General features: G+C 68.0%; 17 protein-coding genes. 9 read left to right on the plus strand and 8 right to left on the minus strand.

Going from position 1 to position 19,986, the window contains the following annotated elements:
• Window positions 1-118: 118 nt before the first annotated feature.
• On the minus strand, window positions 119-2,401 hold the full coding sequence (gene clpA, locus E2170_RS06760; protein ID WP_132999800.1) for an ATP-dependent Clp protease ATP-binding subunit ClpA: 2,283 nt from the start codon (window positions 2,399-2,401) through the stop codon (window positions 119-121).
• A gap of 179 nt (window positions 2,402-2,580) precedes the next feature.
• Window positions 2,581-2,901, minus strand: coding sequence for an ATP-dependent Clp protease adapter ClpS (clpS, locus tag E2170_RS06765; RefSeq protein ID WP_132999801.1), 321 nt, complete (start codon window positions 2,899-2,901; stop codon window positions 2,581-2,583).
• A 123-nt stretch (window positions 2,902-3,024) separates the two neighbouring features.
• On the opposite strand from clpS, the gene E2170_RS06770 reads away from it, so the two are divergent.
• The 3 genes from E2170_RS06770 to E2170_RS06780 are packed head-to-tail and all read left to right on the plus strand — an operon-like array spanning window position 3,025 to window position 5,218.
• A complete protein-coding gene (locus tag E2170_RS06770) occupies window positions 3,025-3,504 on the plus strand; it encodes an NUDIX hydrolase (protein WP_133000061.1) in 480 nt (159 codons plus the stop codon).
• Entirely contained in the window at window positions 3,504-4,613 is a 1,110-nt protein-coding gene (gene mnmA / locus E2170_RS06775) for a tRNA 2-thiouridine(34) synthase MnmA (RefSeq protein WP_132999802.1), read from the plus strand. Before E2170_RS06770 ends, mnmA begins: the two co-directional genes overlap by 1 nt.
• A 5-nt stretch (window positions 4,614-4,618) precedes the next feature.
• Entirely contained in the window at window positions 4,619-5,218 is a 600-nt protein-coding gene (locus tag E2170_RS06780; protein ID WP_425477841.1) for a lysogenization protein HflD, read from the plus strand.
• Window positions 5,219-5,320: 102 nt separating this feature from the next.
• Here the strand turns inward: E2170_RS06780 and E2170_RS06785 are convergent, their stop codons facing one another.
• Complete coding sequence (locus E2170_RS06785) at window positions 5,321-5,668, minus strand: DUF3817 domain-containing protein (RefSeq protein WP_207914930.1); 348 nt, start codon at window positions 5,666-5,668, stop codon at window positions 5,321-5,323.
• Window positions 5,669-5,768: 100 nt separating this feature from the next.
• Here E2170_RS06785 and E2170_RS06790 point away from each other — a divergent pair, with 100 nt between their 5' ends.
• Genes E2170_RS06790 through E2170_RS06800 form a run of 3 tightly spaced genes read left to right on the plus strand, consistent with a single transcriptional unit; the run spans window position 5,769 to window position 8,000 of the window.
• On the plus strand, window positions 5,769-6,686 hold the full coding sequence (locus E2170_RS06790; protein ID WP_132999804.1) for an AEC family transporter: 918 nt from the start codon (window positions 5,769-5,771) through the stop codon (window positions 6,684-6,686).
• Window positions 6,687-6,740: 54 nt separating this feature from the next.
• The gene (locus tag E2170_RS06795; protein ID WP_132999805.1) at window positions 6,741-7,226 is read left to right on the plus strand and encodes a DUF4468 domain-containing protein; all 486 of its coding nucleotides are present in this window, start codon (window positions 6,741-6,743) and stop codon (window positions 7,224-7,226) included.
• A 24-nt stretch (window positions 7,227-7,250) separates the two neighbouring features.
• Window positions 7,251-8,000, plus strand: coding sequence for a VRR-NUC domain-containing protein (locus tag E2170_RS06800; protein WP_132999806.1), 750 nt, complete (start codon window positions 7,251-7,253; stop codon window positions 7,998-8,000).
• Between the two features lie 135 nt (window positions 8,001-8,135).
• On the opposite strand, the gene acnB is transcribed toward E2170_RS06800, so the two are convergent.
• The 3 genes from acnB to E2170_RS06815 all read right to left on the minus strand — a co-directional run bounded on the left by acnB (window position 8,136) and on the right by E2170_RS06815 (window position 11,509).
• Window positions 8,136-10,730: a bifunctional aconitate hydratase 2/2-methylisocitrate dehydratase gene (acnB, locus tag E2170_RS06805; RefSeq protein WP_132999807.1), complete on the minus strand. Its 2,595-nt coding sequence runs from the start codon at window positions 10,728-10,730 to the stop codon at window positions 8,136-8,138.
• Between the two features lie 69 nt (window positions 10,731-10,799).
• On the minus strand, window positions 10,800-11,219 hold the full coding sequence (locus E2170_RS06810; RefSeq protein ID WP_132999808.1) for a type II toxin-antitoxin system VapC family toxin: 420 nt from the start codon (window positions 11,217-11,219) through the stop codon (window positions 10,800-10,802).
• On the minus strand, window positions 11,216-11,509 hold the full coding sequence (locus tag E2170_RS06815) for an AbrB/MazE/SpoVT family DNA-binding domain-containing protein (protein ID WP_132999809.1): 294 nt from the start codon (window positions 11,507-11,509) through the stop codon (window positions 11,216-11,218). The genes E2170_RS06810 and E2170_RS06815 overlap by 4 nt, the downstream gene beginning before the upstream one ends.
• A 162-nt stretch (window positions 11,510-11,671) precedes the next feature.
• Here E2170_RS06815 and acnA point away from each other — a divergent pair, with 162 nt between their 5' ends.
• Window positions 11,672-14,446, plus strand: a complete 2,775-nt coding sequence (gene acnA, locus E2170_RS06820) for an aconitate hydratase AcnA (protein WP_132999810.1) — start codon at window positions 11,672-11,674, stop codon at window positions 14,444-14,446.
• A 7-nt stretch (window positions 14,447-14,453) separates the two neighbouring features.
• On the opposite strand, the gene E2170_RS06825 is transcribed toward acnA, so the two are convergent.
• The gene (locus E2170_RS06825) at window positions 14,454-14,915 is read right to left on the minus strand and encodes a nuclear transport factor 2 family protein (protein WP_132999811.1); all 462 of its coding nucleotides are present in this window, start codon (window positions 14,913-14,915) and stop codon (window positions 14,454-14,456) included.
• Window positions 14,916-15,052: 137 nt separating this feature from the next.
• On the opposite strand from E2170_RS06825, the gene E2170_RS06830 reads away from it, so the two are divergent.
• Together E2170_RS06830 and E2170_RS06835 are read left to right on the plus strand one after the other, a co-directional pair.
• Window positions 15,053-16,732, plus strand: coding sequence for a long-chain fatty acid--CoA ligase (locus tag E2170_RS06830; RefSeq protein ID WP_132999812.1), 1,680 nt, complete (start codon window positions 15,053-15,055; stop codon window positions 16,730-16,732).
• A gap of 180 nt (window positions 16,733-16,912) precedes the next feature.
• Complete coding sequence (locus E2170_RS06835; RefSeq protein WP_132999813.1) at window positions 16,913-17,836, plus strand: crotonase/enoyl-CoA hydratase family protein; 924 nt, start codon at window positions 16,913-16,915, stop codon at window positions 17,834-17,836.
• A 9-nt stretch (window positions 17,837-17,845) separates the two neighbouring features.
• Here the strand turns inward: E2170_RS06835 and E2170_RS06840 are convergent, their stop codons facing one another.
• Complete coding sequence (locus E2170_RS06840; protein ID WP_243708077.1) at window positions 17,846-19,981, minus strand: ATP-binding protein; 2,136 nt, start codon at window positions 19,979-19,981, stop codon at window positions 17,846-17,848.
• Window positions 19,982-19,986: the final 5 nt, after the last annotated feature.

Below are 19,986 nucleotides of genomic sequence, written 5' to 3' on the forward strand. Positions count from 1 at the left end.
CTCTACAAGGATTGTTGCAGAGTGCAATCCCCACGCGAGCATTTCGGCCGGTGCCATCGATCGAGCGCCGGCCGGTCAGTCGCGCCCGTGCCGGGGTACTGGCGAGGGCGCAGCGCCGTCAGTCGACGGTAGCCGGCAGCAGCTTCTCCGGCTCGGCCTGCACGTCGAGCACCAGCTCGCCATCGACCACGTCGATCGAGACCCGGCCACCGCCCAGCAGCTTTCCGAACAGCAGTTCATCGGCCAGCGGCCGCTTCACCTTGTCCTGGATGACGCGCGCCATCGGCCGCGCGCCCATCAGCGGGTCGAAGCCGTGCTGAGCCAGCCACTCGCGCGCGGCCGGCGTCGCCGCCAGGCTCACGCCCTTCTCGTGCAGCTGCTCCTCGAGTTCGATGATGAACTTGTCGACCACGCGCAGGATGTGCTCCAGGCCCAGAGGCTGGAACTGCACGATGGCATCCAAGCGGTTGCGGAACTCCGGGGTGAAGCCCTTGCGGATCACCTCCATCGCATCCGTGCTGTGGTCCTGCTGGGTGAAGCCGATCGTGCGCCGCGCGGCCTGGGCCGCACCCGCGTTCGTGGTCATCACCAGCACCACGTTGCGGAAGTTGGCCTCGCGCCCGTTGGTGTCGGTCAGGATGCCGCGGTCCATCACCTGCAGCAGGATGTTGAAGATGTCCGGATGCGCCTTCTCCACCTCGTCGAGCAGCAGCACGCAGTGCGGGGTCTTGACGATCTTCTCGGTCAGCAGGCCGCCCTGGTCGAAGCCGACGTAGCCCGGGGGGGCGCCGATCAGGCGGCTGACCGAATGCGGCTCCATGTACTCGGACATGTCGAAGCGCACCAGTTCGATGCCCAGCTGCAGCGCGAGCTGGCGGGTGACTTCGGTCTTGCCGACGCCGGTGGGGCCGGCGAACAGGAAGTTGCCGATCGGCTTGTCCGGGTTGCCCAGGCCCGAGCGCGCGAGCTTGATCGCGCTGGTCAGGGTGTCGATCGCCGGATCCTGGCCGAAGATCACCATCTTCAGGTTGCGGTCCAGGTGCTGCAGCACGTCCTTGTCGGAGGCGCTGACCTGCTTGGCCGGGATCCGCGCCATCCGCGCGACGATGGTCTCGACCTCCTCGACGTCGATCAGCGACTTGCGCACGTTCTCCGGCAGCAGGCGCTGGCGGGCGCCGGCCTCGTCGATGACGTCGATGGCCTTGTCCGGCAGCAGGCGGTCGCCGATGTGCTTGACCGACAGGTCCACGGCGGCCTGCAGCGCCTCGTCGGCATAGGTCACGTCGTGGTGGGCCTCGTACTTCGGCTTCAGGCCCTGCAGGATCTCGTAGGTCTCGCCGACGGTGGGCTCGACGATGTCGATCTTCTGGAAGCGCCGCGCCAGCGCCCGGTCCTTCTCGAAGATGCCGCGGTATTCCTGGAACGTGGTCGAACCGATGCAGCGCAGCTCGCCCGAGGCCAGGGCCGGCTTGATCAGGTTCGACGCGTCCATGGTGCCGCCCGAGGCCGAACCGGCGCCGATGATGGTGTGGATCTCGTCGATGAACAGGATCGCGCCCTCGTGCTTGCCGATCGCGGCCAGCACCGCCTTAAGGCGCTTCTCGAAGTCGCCGCGGTACTTGGTACCGGCCACCAGCGCGCCCAGGTCGAGCGAATAGATGGTGGCGTTGGCCAGCACTTCGGGCACCTCGCCGTCGACGATGCGCTTGGCCAGGCCCTCGGCGATCGCCGTCTTGCCGACACCGGCCTCGCCCACGTACAGCGGGTTGTTCTTGCGGCGGCGGCAGAGCACCTGGATGGTGCGCTCGATCTCGTCGGCACGACCCACCAGCGGGTCGATCCGGCCCTGGCGCGCCATTGCGTTGAGGTCGCTGGCGAATTCCTCCAGCGCGTCGGCCTTGCCCTCGCCTTCGGCACCCTCGGCCTTGGCCTCGGCGTCGCCGCCGGAGTCGGGCTGCGGCTCCTCGCCGGTGCGCGCGATGCCGTGCGACAGGTAGTTCACCACGTCCAGCCGGGTGACGTCCTGCTGGTTGAGGAAATAGACGGCGTGCGAGTCCTTCTCGCCGAAGATGGCCACCAGCACGTTGGCGCCACTGACCTCCTTCTTGCCCGAGGACTGCACGTGGTAGACCGCGCGCTGCAGCACGCGCTGGAAGCCCAGCGTGGGCTGGGTGTCGCGACCGTCGTCGTCGGCCAGCCGCGAGACGGAGCTGGCGATGGCCTGCTCCAGGTCGGAGCGCAGGCGGTGGAAATCGGCGCCGCAGGCCTTGAGGACGGTCTCCGCGGACGGGTTGTCGAGCAGCGCCAGCAGCAGGTGCTCGACCGTCATGTACTCGTCGCGCGCCTCGCGGGCGCGCTTGTAGCACTGGCCGATGCTGTATTCGAGATCCTTGCTGAACATGGGGCGTGTGCCTCCTGGATTCACTGCAAAACCAGATGGGGGCGCCCGCGGGGCTTTTCCATCCGGCGACGGATCCCTTGTAGGCCTTCGCCCGCGTCGTTGGCAAGCGCCGTCAGTGCGCCGCAGTATCCCGGCGACGCGCGTCATCGTGGCGTGCAGGCGCACCCGTGGAGTGCGGCTCAGGCCTTCTCGACCGTCGCCAGCAGCGGATGCTGGTTCAGGCGCGAGTACTCGTTGACCTGGGCCACCTTGGATTCGGCCACGTCGCGCGAGAACAGGCCGCACACGCCGCGGCCGCGGGTGTGGACGTGGAGCATGACCTGGGTGGCGCGCTCGATGTCCATGCCGAAGAAGCGGACCAGCACCTCGACCACGAAATCCATGGGCGTGTAGTCGTCGTTCAGGAGGAGGACGGAATACATTGGCGGCCGCGCCAGCTCGGGGCGGCCGACCTCGACGGCGACGCCGTGGTCGCGCTCGTGTCCTGCGTTGCTGCTCATGGCCGTGATTATACCGGCGCGCCCGGTGGACGGCCCCATTCCACCGCGCGAGAATGGCCCATTCCCGACTGGTTTCCGCATGCGTCCTGCCCCCTCCACGCCGCCCAAGCGCCGATGCCGACCATGACCTACCGGCAGGGGCGGTTCTGGCAACCCGACGTGACCGTCGCCGCCGTGGTGGTCGACGGCGGCCGGGTGCTTTGCGTCGAGGAGCGCTCGGGTGGCCGGATCGTGCTCAACCAGCCCGCCGGCCACCTTGAGCCGGACGAGGACCTGGTCGAGGCCGCGGTGCGCGAGACCCTGGAGGAATCGGGCTGGACCGTCGAGCCCACGGCCTTCATCGGCGCCTACCAGTGGACGTCGCCCACCTTGGCGGACGGTACGCCCGGTCGGCACTACCTGCGCTTCGCCTTCGCCGCGCGGCCGCTGTCGCACGACCCGGCGCGCGAGCTGGACGAAGGCATCGTGCGCGCTCTGTGGCTGACGCCTGGCGAGCTCCAGGCCCAGGCAGAACGCCACCGCAGCCCCCTGGTCTGGCAGGTCGTCGCCGACCATCTGGCCGGAAGCCGACAGCCGCTGTCGCTGCTGCGTTCGGTGCGCTGATGGCGGCGCCGGGGATCATCGTCGGCATGTCCGGCGGCGTGGACTCATCGGTCGCCGCTCTGCTGCTGCGCGACGCCGGCGAGTCCATCGCCGGCCTGTTCATGGACAACTGGGCCGACGACGGCAGCGGCCACTGCCGCGCCGACGAGGACCGCCGCGACGCGGTCGCGGTCTGCGGCCGGCTTGGCATCCCGATCCACTTCCGCGACTTCTCGGGCGAGTACTGGGCGGGCGTGTTCGAGCATTTCCTGGCCGAGTACGCCGCCGGGCGCACGCCGAACCCGGACGTGCTGTGCAACCGCGAGATCAAGTTCAAGCACTTCCTCGACGCCGCCCGAGAGCTGGGCGCGGCGCGCATCGCCACCGGGCACTACGCCCGCATCGACTTCGCGGGTGGTCGCTGGCGCCTGCTGCGCGCGGCCGACCGCGGCAAGGACCAGAGCTACTTCCTGCACCAGCTGGGCCAGGCGCAGCTGGCGGCGACCCTGTTCCCGCTGGGTGCGCTGGCGAAGGACGAGGTGCGGGCGATGGCCTCGGCCGCCGGGCTGCCGACCGCCGCGAAGAAGGATTCCACCGGGATCTGCTTCGTCGGCGAACGCGACTTCCGCGAATTCCTCGGCCAGTACCTGCCCGCGCGCCCGGGCGACATCCGCACGCCCGACGGCCAGTCAGTGGGCGAACACTCCGGCGTGTTCTACTACACCCTGGGCCAGCGTGAAGGCCTCAACATCGGTGGGCGCCGCGGCTTCGACGACAAGCCCTGGTACGTCGTCGGCAAGGACGTCGCGGGCAATGTGCTCACGGTTGACCAGGGCCATGACAGCCCCTACCTGATGTCACGGAGCCTGCGCAGCGAAACCGCACACTGGATCGCCGGCGCCCCGCCATCCACCCGTTTCAGCTGCACGGCGCAGACCCGCTACCGGCAGCCAGAGGAGCCATGCGAAGTGATCGTTGACGATACCGGGACCCTGCGGGTCGCCTTCCAGCGCCCCCAGCGCGCCGTGACCCCCGGCCAGTCCGTGGTGCTGTACGACGGCGAGGCCTGCCTGGGCGGCGCCGTGATCGCCTCCACCGATGCGCCCGTCGCCGCGGGAGCGTCGGCATGAGCGACATGCATGACCGCGTGCTGGCCCTGGCCGGCCTGGCCCAGGCCCTGCGCCAGGTGCGCCGCGTGGCCGAGACCGGCCAGGCCGAGGGCACCGTGCTTGAGACCGCGCTGGGCAGCGTGTTCCGCATCGACGCCGGCTCCGCCGCCGAGGTCTACGGCGGCGTGCCCAACGTGCGCCCCGGGCTGATGCTGCTGCGCGACTACCTGGCCAACAAGGGCCAGGACCCGCTGCTGCCGAAGCTGGCGCTGGCGGTGACCCAGCTCGAACGCCGCTTCGTGCAGGACGACGACGTGGCCAGCCGCGTGCACGAAGGCATCCTGGCCGCCCGACACGACGCCGAGCGCCGGGGCACCGCGCATCCGGACGTGCTGTCGAAGCTCGGCAGCCTGTACGCCGACACCGTCAGCCACCTGCGCCCGCGCGTGCTGGTGCAGGGCAACCCTCACTACTTGGGCCAGGCCGCGATCGTGGCCGAGATCCGGGCGATGCTGCTGGCGGCGCTGCGCTCGGCGGTGCTGTGGCGGCAGTCCGGCGGCAGCCCCTGGGACTTCCTGTTCCAGCGCGGGGCTATGGCGCGGGCGGTGGAGGATCTGCTGGGGTGAGGCGCGGCGGAAGTTTTTTTGCCACGGATTTACGCGGATTTGAGCGGATTTACGCGGATAAGGCAGAAGCGCTCTGAGGTGGTTTCTGGCCTGTTCTTGGGATCAGGCGCTGGATGGGGCGGGAGATGCCTGGTTCGCGAGGAAGCCGCGGCGGCGGTACCAGATTTCAAGCGGCAGGGTCACGAGCGGCGGGATCGCGGCGAGGACGGCGAGCAGCAGGGTCCACATGGGCCAGCGCAGGCGGGCGCCGGCGTAGAAGGCGACCGCGACGTACAGCAGGAAGGCGGCGCCGTGCAGGCGTCCGAAGAACCATACGCCCAGGTCGGTCGTGCCGCTGCCGTACTTTAGGTACATGCCCAGCAGCAGGCCCGCCCAAGTGAAGGCTTCGAGCAGGGCGACGATCGAGAAGAGCCTGCCGGCGGGTGACAGGGGCTGCGACGCTGCTTGCATGCTTCGGGGCCATCGGATCGGGGCGTGAAGGATAGCCGACGCGACGGGCGGGCCCGGCGCGCGCTGTAAACTTCGGCTCCCGCTCCGTCACCGGTGGCCCATGGCCTTCGATGCTTTCGCGCTGATGCTGGCGATGCTGGCGCTCGGCATGCTGTTCGCGCGGCTGCGCGTGCTGCCGGACAACGCCGGCGAAACGTTGAACCTGCTGGTGCTCTATGTCTGCCTGCCGGCGGCGATCCTGCTCAACGTGCCGAAGCTGCGCTTCGACGTCTCCCTGCTCGCGCTGGCGGCGCTGCCGTGGCTGATCGCGGCCGCGTCGTGGGCGCTGGTGACACTTGCGTCGCGCTGGCTGAAGTTCCGCCGCGACGAGACCGTGGTGCTGGTGCTGCTGACGATGCTCGGCAATACCAGCTACGTCGGCTTCCCGATGATCGAGGCCCTGCTTGGCGGCCAGGCCCTGCCCTACGCCGTGGTTTACGACCAGTTCGGCACCTTCCTGCTGCTGTCGACCGTCGGCCTGCTCGTGCTGGCGCGCGGCAGCGGCGACAGCGCGCCTTCGGCGAAGGCCATCGTGCGACGCATCCTGCTGTTCCCGCCGACCTGGGCGCTGGCCTTCGGTCTGACCCTGATGCCTGAGCAACCGCCGCAGTGGATCGCCCTGGCGCTGGAGCGCCTGGCCGGAGTGCTGGTGATGCTGGTGATGCTCGCCGTGGGCCTCGGCATCCAGCTGCGCCTGCCGCGCGACGAAATCGCGCCGCTGGCGACCGGGCTGGTGCTGAAGCTGGTGTTGCTGCCGGCGGTTTCGCTGCCGCTGGCGTGGCTGCTCGGCATGCGCGGCGAAGTGCTGCAGGTCGGCGTGCTGGAAACCGCGATGCCGCCGATGATCACCGCGGCCGCGCTGGCGATCGCGCACGGGCTGGCGCCGAGGCTGGCGGCGACGGTGGTGGGGTATGGGATCGTGCTGTCGCTGGTGACGTTGCCGTTGTGGCGTGTGGTGTTGCAGCACGTTTCCTTGTAGAAGCTCGCGCCTGCGCTGGCATGATAGGGCCTGGGGAAATCATCAGGAGACGTCATGACCCGCATCGTTGCCGCGCTGCTGCTGGCTGCACTGACCGCGCTCCCGGCGCTGGCCAAGGACAAGGAGCCCTATGTGTGGGAAAAGATCCAGACCGTGGATCTGACCCAACGGGAGATCATTACCTATTCCAACGCCTACATCGCCGAGAAGTTCGGCTCGGGCAAGGAAGTGGTCGAGCTCAACGATCCTGATCTCGGCAAGCTGGTGGGCACCGTGATCCTCATGAATGAGGATGCCAAGTTGCTGCATGCCTTCCACGGCATCCGTGGCCGGCTGATCATTGACGCGAAGGATGGGCGCATTCGGATCCAGATGCACAACATCGTGGCCACCGACTCCAAGGGGGTGAAGGCTGCGTGGGGCGAGATCGAAAGCGCCAACCGCTATCGGATCGAACCGATGGCCGTGAAGGTCCTGGACAAGTTCGCCACCGACCTGCAGACCTACTTGGCCAATGCCAGGGCAAACAGCGACTGGTAGGGTCAGTTTGACCATCGCACGCCGATGACCACGACACCACGCCAGCGCAACGCCGAGAAGGCCGGCTTCAAATACTCCACGCTGCCGCTCAGACGCGGCAAGAGGCCCAAGCAGTGGCTGTGCCCGACCAAGGGCACGATCATGACCGTGGAGCGCGCCGTGCTGTCGCAGTACGAGGCCGATGGCTGGCGCGGCTACCACCGGGAAGGCGGCTTGATCCTCAACCTGATCAAGTGCATGTCCTTTCCGGAAATCTCCCCGCGGCACCGGATGACCTACATCGAAGCGCTGTATGCCCAGAACGTGGCCTTCAAGGAGGATTACTTCACGAAGGCTACGCTCCTGGCCAACCTGAAACGGGCCACCCCTGATCAGGTGAAGCGCAATTTCGAAATGATGATGAGCGCTCCCCCGCCGCTCCGGAAAAGCGTGAGCTCGCTATTCAAGCGCCCCAAGGCCAGCGTGCCGGTCAAAGCACCTTCGATCCTGGACTGGTTCCCAGGCTTGGAGACCTGGATGCTGGTGGAGCTTATGGAGGTGGCCGGCGTCGACCTACTGCACCGGATCGCCACCATCTTCTCCACGGATCCTTACGAGTTTCGACGCGGTTGGCCAGACCTGACGATCTGGAAGGATGGCCAGCTGCGGTTCGTGGAAGTCAAAGCACCAGGCGACAGCCTCGGCAAAAGCCAGAGGACCATCGCCCAGCACTTCGCCATTCCCTTGGCGCTGGAGTTCTCAATCGTAGATGTGCGGGTGTGCCCCAAGTTCTGATCGATCACTCGATCGACGCACACCCGAACGGGTCTACTTCAATGCGAAATAATAGACGTGGTCGTGAGACGTATCCTGGATACGAAAACGCCCGGCATTGCCGGGCGTTCCCATACTGACGGCACGCGTGTCCGGTCAGGCCGCCGACGCCCCTTCCGCCACCTCCCGGTACTCCTCGATCTGATCGAAGTTCATGTAGCGGTAGATCTCCGCACCCTTGCCGCTGATCACGCCGACGCCCTCCATGTACTCCTCGCGCGTCGGGATGCGGCCCAGGCGCGAGCAGATCGCGGCAAGCTCCGCCGAGCCCAGGTAGACGTTGGTGTTGCGCCCCAGGCGGTTGGGGAAGTTGCGGGTCGAGGTCGACATCGCGGTGGCGCCTTCGCGGATCTGCGCCTGGTTGCCCATGCACAGCGAGCAGCCCGGCATCTCCATGCGCGCGCCGGCGGCGCCGAAGGTGCCGTAGTGGCCTTCCTTGGTCAGCTCGCTGGCGTCCATCTTGGTCGGCGGGGCGACCCAGAGGCGCGTCGGGATGTCGCGCTTGCCTTCCAGCAGCTTCGCAGCCGCACGGAAGTGGCCGATGTTGGTCATGCACGAGCCGATGAACACCTCGTCGATGGTGTTGCCGGCGACGTCGGACAGGGTCTTCGCGTCGTCCGGATCGTTCGGGCAGCACACGATCGGCTCCACGATCTCGGCCAGGTCGATTTCGATCACCGCGGCGTACTCGGCGTCGGCGTCGGGCTCGAGCAGCTGCGGGTCGGCCAGCCACTGCTGCATCTTGTCGATGCGGCGCTGCAGGGTGCGGGCGTCGGCGTAGCCTTCGGCGATCATCCACTTCAGCAGCACGATGTTGCTGTTGAGGTATTCGATGATCGGCGCCTTGTCCAGGCGCACGGTGCAGCCGGCGGCGGAGCGCTCGGCCGAGGCGTCGGCCAGTTCGAAAGCCTGCTCGATCTTCAGCTCCGGCAGGCCCTCGATCTCGAGGATGCGGCCGGAGAAGATGTTCTTCTTGCCCTGCTTTGCGACCGTCAGCAGGCCCGCCTTGATCGCGTACAGCGGGATCGCGTGCACCAGGTCACGCAGGGTCACGCCCGGCTGCAGCTGGCCCTTGAAGCGCACCAGCACCGACTCGGGCATGTCCAGCGGCATGACGCCGGTGGCGGCGGCGAAGGCCACCAGGCCGGAGCCCGCCGGGAAGGAGATGCCGATCGGGAAGCGGGTGTGGCTGTCGCCGCCGGTGCCGACGGTGTCGGGAAGCAGCATGCGGTTGAGCCAGCTGTGGATGATGCCGTCGCCCGGGCGCAGCGAGACGCCGCCTCGGGTGGAGATGAACTCCGGCAGGGTGTGGTGGGTCTTCACGTCCACCGGCTTCGGATAGGCCGCGGTGTGGCAGAACGACTGCATCACCAGGTCGGACGAGAAGCCCAGGCAGGCCAGGTCCTTCAGCTCGTCGCGGGTCATCGGGCCGGTGGTGTCCTGCGAGCCCACGGTGGTCATCTTCGGTTCGCAGTAGGTGCCCGGGCGCACGCCCTGCCCCTCCGGCAGGCCGCAGGCGCGGCCGACCATCTTCTGCGCCAGCGTGAAGCCCTTGCCGGTGTCGGCCGGCGCGGCCGGCTGGCGGAACAGGTCGGTGGCCGGCAGGCCCAGCGATTCGCGCGCCTTGGCGGTCAGGCCGCGGCCGATGATCAGCGGGATGCGGCCGCCGGCGCGCACCTCGTCGAACAGCACTTCGCTCTTGACCTCGAACTCGGCGATCACTTCGCCGCCCTTCAGCGCCTTGCCGTCGTAGGGACGCAGCTCGACCACGTCGCCGTGATCCATCTTCGACACGTCCAGCTCGATCGGCAGCGCGCCGGCGTCTTCCATGGTGTTGTAGAAGATCGGCGCGATCTTGCCGCCCAGGCAGACGCCGCCGGCGCGCTTGTTCGGGATGTAGGGAATGTCGTCGCCCGTCCACCACAGCACCGAGTTGGTGGCCGACTTGCGGCTGGAGCCGGTGCCGACCACGTCGCCGACGTAGGCGACCAGGTGCCCCTTGTCCTTCAGCGACAGGATCTCCTGGATCGGGCCGCGCTTGCCGTCGTCCTCCGGCACGAAGGGCGCGTCGGGGCGCTTGTTCTTCAGCATCGCCAGCGCGTGCATCGGGATGTCGGGGCGTGTGGTGGCGTCGGGCGCCGGCGACAGGTCGTCGGTGTTGGTCTCGCCCGGCACCTTGAACACGGTGATGGTCAGCGACTCCGGCACTTCCGGCTTGGAGGTGAACCATTCGGCATCGGCCCAGCTCTGCAGCACGGCCTTGGCGTTGGCGTTACCGGCCTTGGCCTTCTCTTCCACGTCGTGGAAGGCGTCGAACACCAGCAGGGTGTTCTTCAGCGCGTCGGCGGCGACCGGGCCCAGCGCCGCGTCGTCCAGCAGCTCGACCAGCGGCGCGACGTTGTAGCCGCCCAGCATGGTGCCCAGAAGCTCGGTGGCGCGCTCGCGGCTGATCAGTGCATTGCTCTCGCTGCCGAAGGCCAGCGCGGCCAGGTAGCTGGCCTTGACCTTGGCGGCGTCGTCCACGCCGGCCGGAACGCGATGGGTGAGCAGGTCGAGCAGGAACTCGCCCTCGCCCGCCGGCGGGTTCTTCAGAAGTTCGATGACCTCGGCGGTCTGCTGCGCGGTCAGCGGCAGCGCGGGGATGCCGAGCGCTGCGCGTTCGGCCACGTGGTGGCGATAGGCTTCCAACATGGTGGGGGACTCCGGGAAAAAACAGGTGGTGGATGTCGCTTCGTTCCCGCCACGGCGGGGACGCTGTTCTCAGGTGGCCTTTGGCACGATCAGCTTCAGGCCCTTGAAGTAGTCGCGGAAAAAGCCGTCGTCGCGGGTGATCAAGGCATTGCACTGGAGCATGGCGTGGGCGCCGACGAGGAAATCCGGCACGGTGCGCGGTGCTTCCTTGTGACGCGACGATCTGCGCCGCTGGTTGAAGCGGCGCTGCATTTCACCAGCGCGGATGGCCGCCCTGCGATCAACGGGCAGGTAGCTCAGACCCATGTCCTCGACCACGTCCATGATGTCCGCGCCGTGGCCCAGGCCCGCGGTGATTTCGCTCACCACCACGTCGCAGACCACGACCGGCCCCAGCATCAGGGCATCGCGGACGCAGCCTTCGGCCGCACCGGCCCGTGCGTCCTCGCCGAGCAGGTCGATCAGCACGTTGGTATCGACGGCGATCATTCATCGCCCGCCTGGCCGGCATCGGCCGGATCGCGCAGCACCTCGAAGGGTTCGAGCGGATCACCCGGCGCACGTCCGCGCAGCTCGCGCATGATGTCGTCGGTGGTGACGCCGGGCGGCAGCTTGAACCGGCCACGGGCCCGCGATACGGCGTCATCGACGTTCTTCCGCAGGATGATGCGCCCGCCTTCCAGTTCGACCTTCAGGGTGGTGCCCTTGGTCAGTCCCAGGGCATCACGCACCGCCTTGGGCAGGGTGATCTGGCCGCGTTCGGCAACGGTGGCTTCCATGGGACCTCCTGCCCGGACGGGCATGGCTGGAACGGTATGCGCCAATTATACATACCTTGGAATACATACCCAAGCCCACATACCAGAACGCGACGGTAACGCATTCATCCGTACACTGGCGGTCTGCCAGCCCGCCACGCCATCCGAACAGGGAGCCCAGCCATGGCCGATTCCTTCTCCACCCGTGACCGCCTCGAGGTCAACGGCAAGTCCTACACCTACGCCAGCCTGGCGAAGCTCGGCGAACGCTTCGACCTCGCCCGCCTGCCCTATTCCATGAAGATCCTGCTGGAGAACCTGCTCCGGCACGAGGACGGCGGCGTGACCGTGGGCAAGGAGCACATCGAGGCCGTGGCGCGATGGGACGCGAAGGCCGAGCCCGACACCGAGATCGCCTTCATGCCTGCACGCGTGGTGCTGCAGGACTTCACCGGCGTGCCCTGCGTGGTCGACCTGGCCGCGATGCGCGATGCCGTGGCCCGCCTGGGCGGCCGCCCCGAACAGATCAACCCGCTGATCCCGTCGGAGCTGGTGATCGACCACTCGGTGCAGGTCGATGTCTTCGGCCGCCCGGACGCGCTGGACCTCAACGGCCGGATCGAGTTCGACCGCAACAAGGAGCGCTACGGCTTCCTGCGCTGGGGCCAGAACGCCTTCCAGGACTTCAAGGTGGTGCCGCCCAACACCGGCATCGTCCATCAGGTGAACCTGGAGCATCTGGCGCGCGTGGTGATGGAGCGCAGCATCCCCAACGAGAGCGGCGACGGCGAGACCTGGGCCTTCCCGGACACCGTGTTCGGCACCGACAGCCACACCACGATGATCAACGGCATCGGCGTGCTCGGCTGGGGCGTGGGTGGCATCGAGGCCGAGGCCGCGATGCTCGGCCAGCCCTCGTCGATGCTGATCCCGCAGGTGGTCGGCTTCAAGCTCACCGGCAAGCTGCCCGAGGGCGCCACCGCCACCGACCTGGTGCTCACCGTCACCCAGATGCTGCGCGCGCATGGCGTGGTCGGGAAGTTCGTCGAGTTCTTCGGCGACGGCCTGCAGCACCTGCCGCTGGCCGACCGCGCCACCATCGGCAACATGTCGCCCGAGTACGGCGCCACCTGCGGCATCTTCCCGGTCGACGCCGAAGCGATCCGCTACCTGCGCCTGTCGGGTCGCAGCGACGAGCAGATCGCGCTGGTCGAGGCCTACGCCAAAGCCCAGGGTCTGTGGCACGAACCCGGCCAGGCCGAGGCCACCTACTCCTCCGTGCTCGAGCTGGACATGGGCACCGTCAAGCCCTCGCTGGCCGGCCCCAAGCGCCCGCAGGACCGGGTGCTGCTGGAGGACATGAAGGCGAACTTCAACGAGAACGTCGGAGGCCTGGTCGCCAACCGCAAGGTCGGCTGCGCTGTGCAGGAACTGGCGGCCGAAGGCGGCGACCAGCCCCAGGCCGAACGCCTGGCAGCCAAGCCGGTGTCGAAAATCACCATCGATGACGGCGAACACCAGCTTTGCGACGGCTCGGTGGTGATCGCGGCGATCACCTCCTGCACCAACACCTCCAACCCGGCTGTGATGCTCGGCGCCGGCCTGCTGGCGCGCAACGCCGTGGCGAAGGGCCTCAAGGCCGCGCCCTGGGTGAAGACCTCGCTCGGCCCGGGCTCGCTGGTGGTCACCGACTATCTGAAGAAGGCCGGGGTGATGGACGACTTGGAGAAGCTCGGTTTCTACGTGGTCGGCTACGGCTGCACCACCTGCATCGGCAACTCCGGCCCGCTGCCGGAAGCGGTGTCGAAGGGCATCGCCGAGAACGACCTCGCCGTGGCCTCGGTGCTCTCGGGCAACCGCAACTTCGAAGGCCGCATCCACGCCGAGGTGAAGATGAACTACCTCGCCTCGCCGCCGCTGGTGGTGGCCTATGCCATCGCCGGTACCGTCGACATCGACCTGACCCGCGAGCCGCTGGGCCAGGATGCCGACGGCAAGGACGTCTACCTGCGCGACATCTGGCCGAGCAACAAGGAGATCGGCGACATGATCGCCGCGACCGTCGGCCCGGAACTGTTCGCGCAGAACTACGCCGACGTGTTCAAGGGCGATGCGCGCTGGAACGCGATGGCCTCGCCGGAAAGCGAGCTCTACCCCTGGGACGAGGCCTCGACCTACATCAAGAACCCGCCCTACTTCGACGGCATGACGATGGAGGTCGGCAGCATCGACGACATCCACGGCGCGCGCGTGCTGGGCCTGTTCGGCGACTCGATCACCACCGACCACATCTCGCCCGCCGGCTCGATCAAGAAGGACTCGCCCGCGGGCCTGTTCCTGCAGTCGCGCGGCGTGCAGCCGGCGGACTTCAACAGCTACGGCTCGCGCCGCGGCAACGACGACGTGATGGTGCGCGGCACCTTCGCCAACATCCGCATCCGCAACCGGATGCTCGACGGCGTGGAGGGCGGCTTCACCCGCTACTTCGGCAAGGACGGCGGCGAAGGCGAACAGCTGGCGATCTACGACGCGGCGATGAAGTACAAGGCCGACGGCACGCCGCTGGTGGTGATCGCCGGCAAGGAGTACGGCACCGGCTCCTCGCGCGACTGGGCGGCCAAGGGCACCAACCTGCTGGGCGTGAAGGCGGTGATCGCGGAGAGCTTCGAGCGCATCCACCGCTCCAACCTGGTGGGCATGGGCGTGCTGCCGCTGACCTTCGTCGACGGGCAGAGCGCGGAATCCCTGGGCCTGGACGGCACCGAAACCTATGCCATCACCGGCCTGCGCGACGGCGCCGCGAAGCGCGCGAAGGTCACCGCCACCGCCGCGGACGGCAGCAGCAAGGACTTCGAGGCGGCGGTGATGCTGCTCACGCCCAAGGAGGTCGAATACTTCCGCAACGGCGGCCTGCTGCACTACGTCCTGCGCGAGCTGGCGGGCAAGGCGGCCGCGTAGCCACCCCTCAGCGCATGACTGGCGTCCAGTCGGCGCTGGTCATCCGCCAGTCGCCGTCGACCAGGCGCCAGCCGGTATCGACCTGCCAGGCCTGGGCGCTGTCGGGGAGCAGGCGCCCGCTGCCGCCCGACAGCACGGCGCTGAAGCGGACGCGGGCGTGGCTGTCCTGCAGTTCGATTTCGAGCGGTCCAGGCATCATGCCCACGGTGCCGTGCTGCATGAAATGCAGTGCGGCCAGCCGCCGCGCACCGTCCCGGTCCAGGCCCCCGGGGCCGATGAAGTCCTCGGCCAGGAAGTCCACCAGATCGCCGGCGTCCCGCGCTTCGATCGCCGCGTGCATGCCTTCCATCGCTTCGCGCAGCGCCTGCTCCGGCGGCGTGCGTGAACAGGCGGCCAGCAACGCGCACAGCAGCGCGGCCACGAACCATGCCGATGCGGCGTGCCTGACCCGCAGCCTGCCGTTTTCCATGCTTGAACCCCTTCGCAGCGTCAACCTCGCGCCAGCATAGCTGCACTGCGCCTTGCCGCATCGCGGAGGCCTGTGATCCAATCCAGACGATACGCCAAGGCATGGAGCTTGGCGGCAAACCGCCCGAGGGGGATTGAATGAGCAGCACTGAACGGCCGTGGCTGGCGAACTATCCGCAAGGCATCCCGGCGGACATCGACGCCGACGAATACCCCTCCATCCCCGCGCTGCTGCAGGAGGCGATCGAGAAGTACCGCGACCAGCCCGCGTTCTCCAACATGGGCGTGGCGATCACCTACGGTGAACTCGACACATTGAGCAACCAGTTCGCGGCCTACCTGCTGGGCGAGCTGAAGCTGAAGAAGGGCGATCGCATCGCGATCATGATGCCCAACTGCCTGCAGTACCCGATCGCGACCTTCGGCGCGCTGCGCGCCGGGCTCGCGGTGGTCAACACCAACCCGATGTACACCGCGCGCGAGCTGCGCCACCAGCTGGTCGACTCGGGGGCGCGCGCGATCCTGGTGCTCGACAACTTCGGCCACGTGGTGCAGAAGGTGCTGGCCGACAGCAAGGTCGAGAAGGTCATCACCACCGGCCTGGGCGACATGCTCGGCTTTCCCAAGAGCGCGATCGTCAACTTCGTGGTCAGGCACATCAAGAAAATGGTGCCGGACTACTCGATCCAGGGCACGATCCGCTTCCGCGACGCGCTCAAGGCCGGCAGCGCCCACGCGTTGCCGAAGGTCGACATCGACCGCGAGGACATCGCCTTCCTGCAGTACACCGGCGGCACCACCGGCGTGGCCAAGGGCGCGATGCTCACCCACCGCAACCTGGTGGCGAACATGCAGCAGGCCTCGGCCTGGGTCAGCAAGCAGGCCAAGCCCGGCCAGGAAGTGATTGTCACGGCGCTGCCGCTGTACCACATCTTCGCGCTGACGGCGAACGGCCTGGTATTCACCAAGTTCGGCGCCAAGAACATCCTGATCACCAACCCGCGCGACATGCCCGGCTTCGTCAAGGAGCTCAAGCGCGAGCCCTTCACCGCGATCACCGGCGTCAACACCCTGTTCAACGGTCTGCTCAACACACCCGGCTTCGAGGACGTCGACTTCTCGCAGCTGCGCCTGACGCTTGGCGGCGGCATGGCCGTGCAGCGTTCGGTCGCCGAGCGCTGGAAAAAGGTCACCGGCGTGACCCTGGTCGAGGCCTACGGCCTGACCGAGACCTCGCCCGCGGCCTGCATCAATCCGATGGACCTGGCCGAGTACAACGGCGCCATCGGCCTGCCCGTGCCCTCCACCGATGCCTGCATCAAGGACGAGGAAGGCCGCATCCTGCCGGTCGGCGAAGTCGGCGAGCTCTGCATCAAGGGCCCGCAGGTGATGCGCGGCTACTGGCAGCGCCCGGAGGACACCGCCACGGCGATCGATGCCGACGGCTGGTTGCACACCGGTGACATGGCGCGCATGGACGAGGGTGGTTTCTTCTACATCGTCGACCGCAAGAAGGACATGATCCTGGTCTCGGGCTTCAACGTGTATCCCAACGAGATCGAGGACGTGATCGCGATGATGCCGGGCGTGCTTGAGGTCGCCGCCGTGGGCGTGCCCGACGAGAAGTCCGGCGAGGCGGTCAAGCTGGTGATCGTGAAGAAGGATCCCTCGCTCACCGCAGAACAGGTGAAGGCGCATGCCCGCAACGAGCTGACCGGCTACAAGCAGCCGCGCTACATCGAGTTCCGCGACGAGCTGCCCAAGACCAACGTCGGCAAGATCCTCCGCCGGGAACTGCGCGACGAAGTCTCCGCCTGATTTGTGACTCAGTTCACATTTTTACCCTGACGGGAGTCATACCGGCTCCCGGAAGCCCTTCCTCGCTTGCCGAAGCGGGGGAAACGGCGCATAGATGGCCCGCAACGGGCATTCATCTTATTTCCAGGACGCCACCGGCGGGCCCGGCTGGAGGCGTCCTGCGCGACAGGGGACCTCCACATGAACGTCGAACTGCTTCACGGCAACACCGCCACGGACCTGGCCACCATCCGCATCACCCACGATCCGTCCAATGCCTCGCACTGGTGCCACATGCACGCCAGGCAGGCCTTCAGCGACGCCTCGTACCGGCCCTGCTTCTCTCCGCGGCTGCTTCGTGAACTGCGACTGTTCGCGCGAGAGGCGATCGAGGGCTGCGAGGCCAGCGCAGCCGCGGCCGAAGGACCCGCACCGGCCCTTTCGCACATCGTCATCGGCTCCGACGCGCACGTATTCAACCTGGGCGGCGACCTGGATCTCTTCGCGCGCCTGATCCGGGAGCGAGACCGCGGAGGCCTGCTCCGCTACGCCACTGAATGCGTGGACAGCATCCACCTGCTCCACACCCGCCTGCACCCCGACGCCCACACCGTGGCCCTGGTCCAGGGTGACGCCCTGGGCGGCGGCTTCGAGCTGGCGCTCGCCTGCCAGACCATCGTCGCCGAACGCGGCGTGCAGATGGGCTTCCCGGAGGTGCTGTTCGGCCTGTTCCCGGGCATGGGCGCGTACTCGCTGCTCTCGCGCCGTGTCGGCCCCAGGCGTGCCGAAGAGATGATGCTCGACGGCGTGATGTACAGCAGCGAACAGCTGCACGAAATGGGCATCGTCGACGTGCTGGCCGAGCCGGGCGAAGGCGTGCGCGAGGTCAACGAGCTGATCCGCCACAACCGCCGCATCGCCGCCGCCCGTCTCGCGCTCCACCGCGTGCGCGACGCGGTCGACCCGGTCACGCACGAGGAACTCATGAAGATCACGCACATCTGGGTGGACACCGCCCTGCAGCTCGGTGATCGCCAGCTGCGGATGATGGAGCGGCTGGTGCGTGCCCAGTTGCAGCGACCGGCTTCGGCGGCCAAGGGCAGTTCGGCCGTCCGCGGCGGCTGATCCCGCGCCTCAGGCACTGTCCGGCCCGGTGGCGGCATCGCCCCGGGCCAGGTCACCGCGCGCGCGCAGCGCTGACAAGGCCTGCTCCAGCTGCTGGCGCAGCACCCGCACCATGCCCGGCCACTCGCGGACCAGCTCGTCGGTGGACATGCGCATCCCGTGCGAGGCCTCGTCCGACAGGCGCACCGCGCCCATGTTGCCCGCCGCGCCCTTGAGCGCATGGCAGGCGTCGCGGAAACCGCCCCAGTTCGCGGCCAGGCCGGCGGACTCAAGCTCGGCCACGCACTTGCGCGCGTCCCGCGCGCATTCGCCCAGGAAACGCTGTACGAACTCGTCGCCCAGGCCCATCTCGCGGAGCTCGTCGAGGATGTGCTGGGAGATCACGCTGCCGTCGCCCTGCCCCGCGTCCGCCGCAGCCTGCTGCGGACCGGCCAGCTCCGGCGCCTCGCCATCCGCGATTGCCGCCAGCCGCTCCAGCAGGCGGTCGACCACCACCGGCTTGGTCATGAAGGCATAGGCGCCGGCGCGCTCGCATTCCAGGCGTGCTTCGGGCGTGGCATCGGCGGTGAGCACGATGAAGGGCGTGCGCTTGCGGCCGGCCTCCATGAAGCGGGCCTGCTTCAATACCTCCAAGCCGCTGCCCCCGGGCATGTGCAGGTCGATGATGACCGCGTCGAAGGACTGCGCCTCCAGCGCGTCGAGCACGTCCTCGCCGTCGTCCACGACCTGCGGCCGGTGCCCCGCCTTCTCGAGCAGCCTGCGCATGACCATCAGGTTGGCCCCCTGGTCGTCGGCCACCAGCACGCGCATCGGCCGCACGCGCGCACGGTGCCGCACGAAGGGGTCGCTGAACGGGATGATGTTGCCGCCATCCCGGACCGCCGACGGCTCGATCGCCACGAACGGCAGGTCGACCCAGAAGTGCGAGCCCTTGCCCGGCTCGCTCTCCAGGCAGATGCTGCCGCCGAGCTGCTCGGCGAGCGCCTTGGCGATGGTGGTCCCCAGGCCGGAGCCGCCGAATCGGCGGGCAAGACCGTTGTCGGCCTGTTCGAAGGCCTCGAAAATCCGGCCCTGCGCCGCCGCCGGGATGCCGATGCCGGTGTCGCGGACCGAGAAGCGCAGCCAGGCGAAGCCGTCCTCGGCCGGCAGCCGCTCCACGTGGAGCGACACGCTTCCGGAATCGGTGAACTTGATCGCGTTCGACAACAGGTTCACCAGCACGTGGCGAAGGTGGTTGCCGTCCCCGTGCAGCTGGTCGGGTACGTCCCCGCCCAGCTTCGATTCGAACACCAGGCCCTTCGCGTGTGCGCCGGGTTCGAGCATCAGCTGGATCCCGCGGACCAGTTCAGCAAGCGAGAAATCGGCGTCGCTGCGCCTGAACTTTCCCGCCTCCAGGCTGGACAGGTCCAGCACTTCGTCCACCAGCATCTGCAGGGCGCGCGCCGAGGTGCGGATGACCTCGGCGCTGTCGCGCTGCTCGGCGGTCAACGGGGTCGAGACCAGCAGTTCGGACATGCCGAGGATGCCGTTGAGCGGCGTGCGCAGCTCGTGGCTGATGTTGGCCAGGAAGCGGCTCTTGGCGCGGTTGGCCGCCTGCGCGGCTTCCTTGGCCTGCACCAGCTGGCGCAGCAGCGAACTGAGGTAGAGCGGCACTGCGGCCAGGCCGATCAACAGGCCACCGCCCAGCCACAGGTTCTGCTGCCAGTAGGGCGTGGTCGCGAGCACGGCGCCGAACGACACCGCGGCGAAGCCGATCGCCAGGTACAGCCAGCGCGGTCCGTAGCGCAGGCCGTTGCCGACGGTGACCCACATGATCACCACGTACATCCAGGCCAGCAGGTCCCCGAGCAGGTACATGCCGACGCCCATCAGGCTGTAGTCGGCAACCATGCCCAGCACGCGGCGGGGATACGAGACGCCCGGGCGCGCCAGCAGCCACCCCAGGATCAGGAAGGCGACCGCGAACTCCACCGTCAGCAGCTGCTGCGACAGCCGCAGCGCCTGCGCGACCTCGGGCCGACCACTGACCACCAGCTGCAGGTAGGCCACCACCACCACCAGCATCGTCAGGCGCACCAGCGCCTGCCCGTGCTCGCTGTCGGGTCGGTTGGCCAGGCGCTGCCTGGCCCATCGCAGGACAGGCATCATCG

The sequence above is a fragment of the Luteimonas arsenica genome (genome assembly GCF_004352825.1).
GTDB lineage: Bacteria > Pseudomonadota > Gammaproteobacteria > Xanthomonadales > Xanthomonadaceae > Luteimonas > Luteimonas arsenica.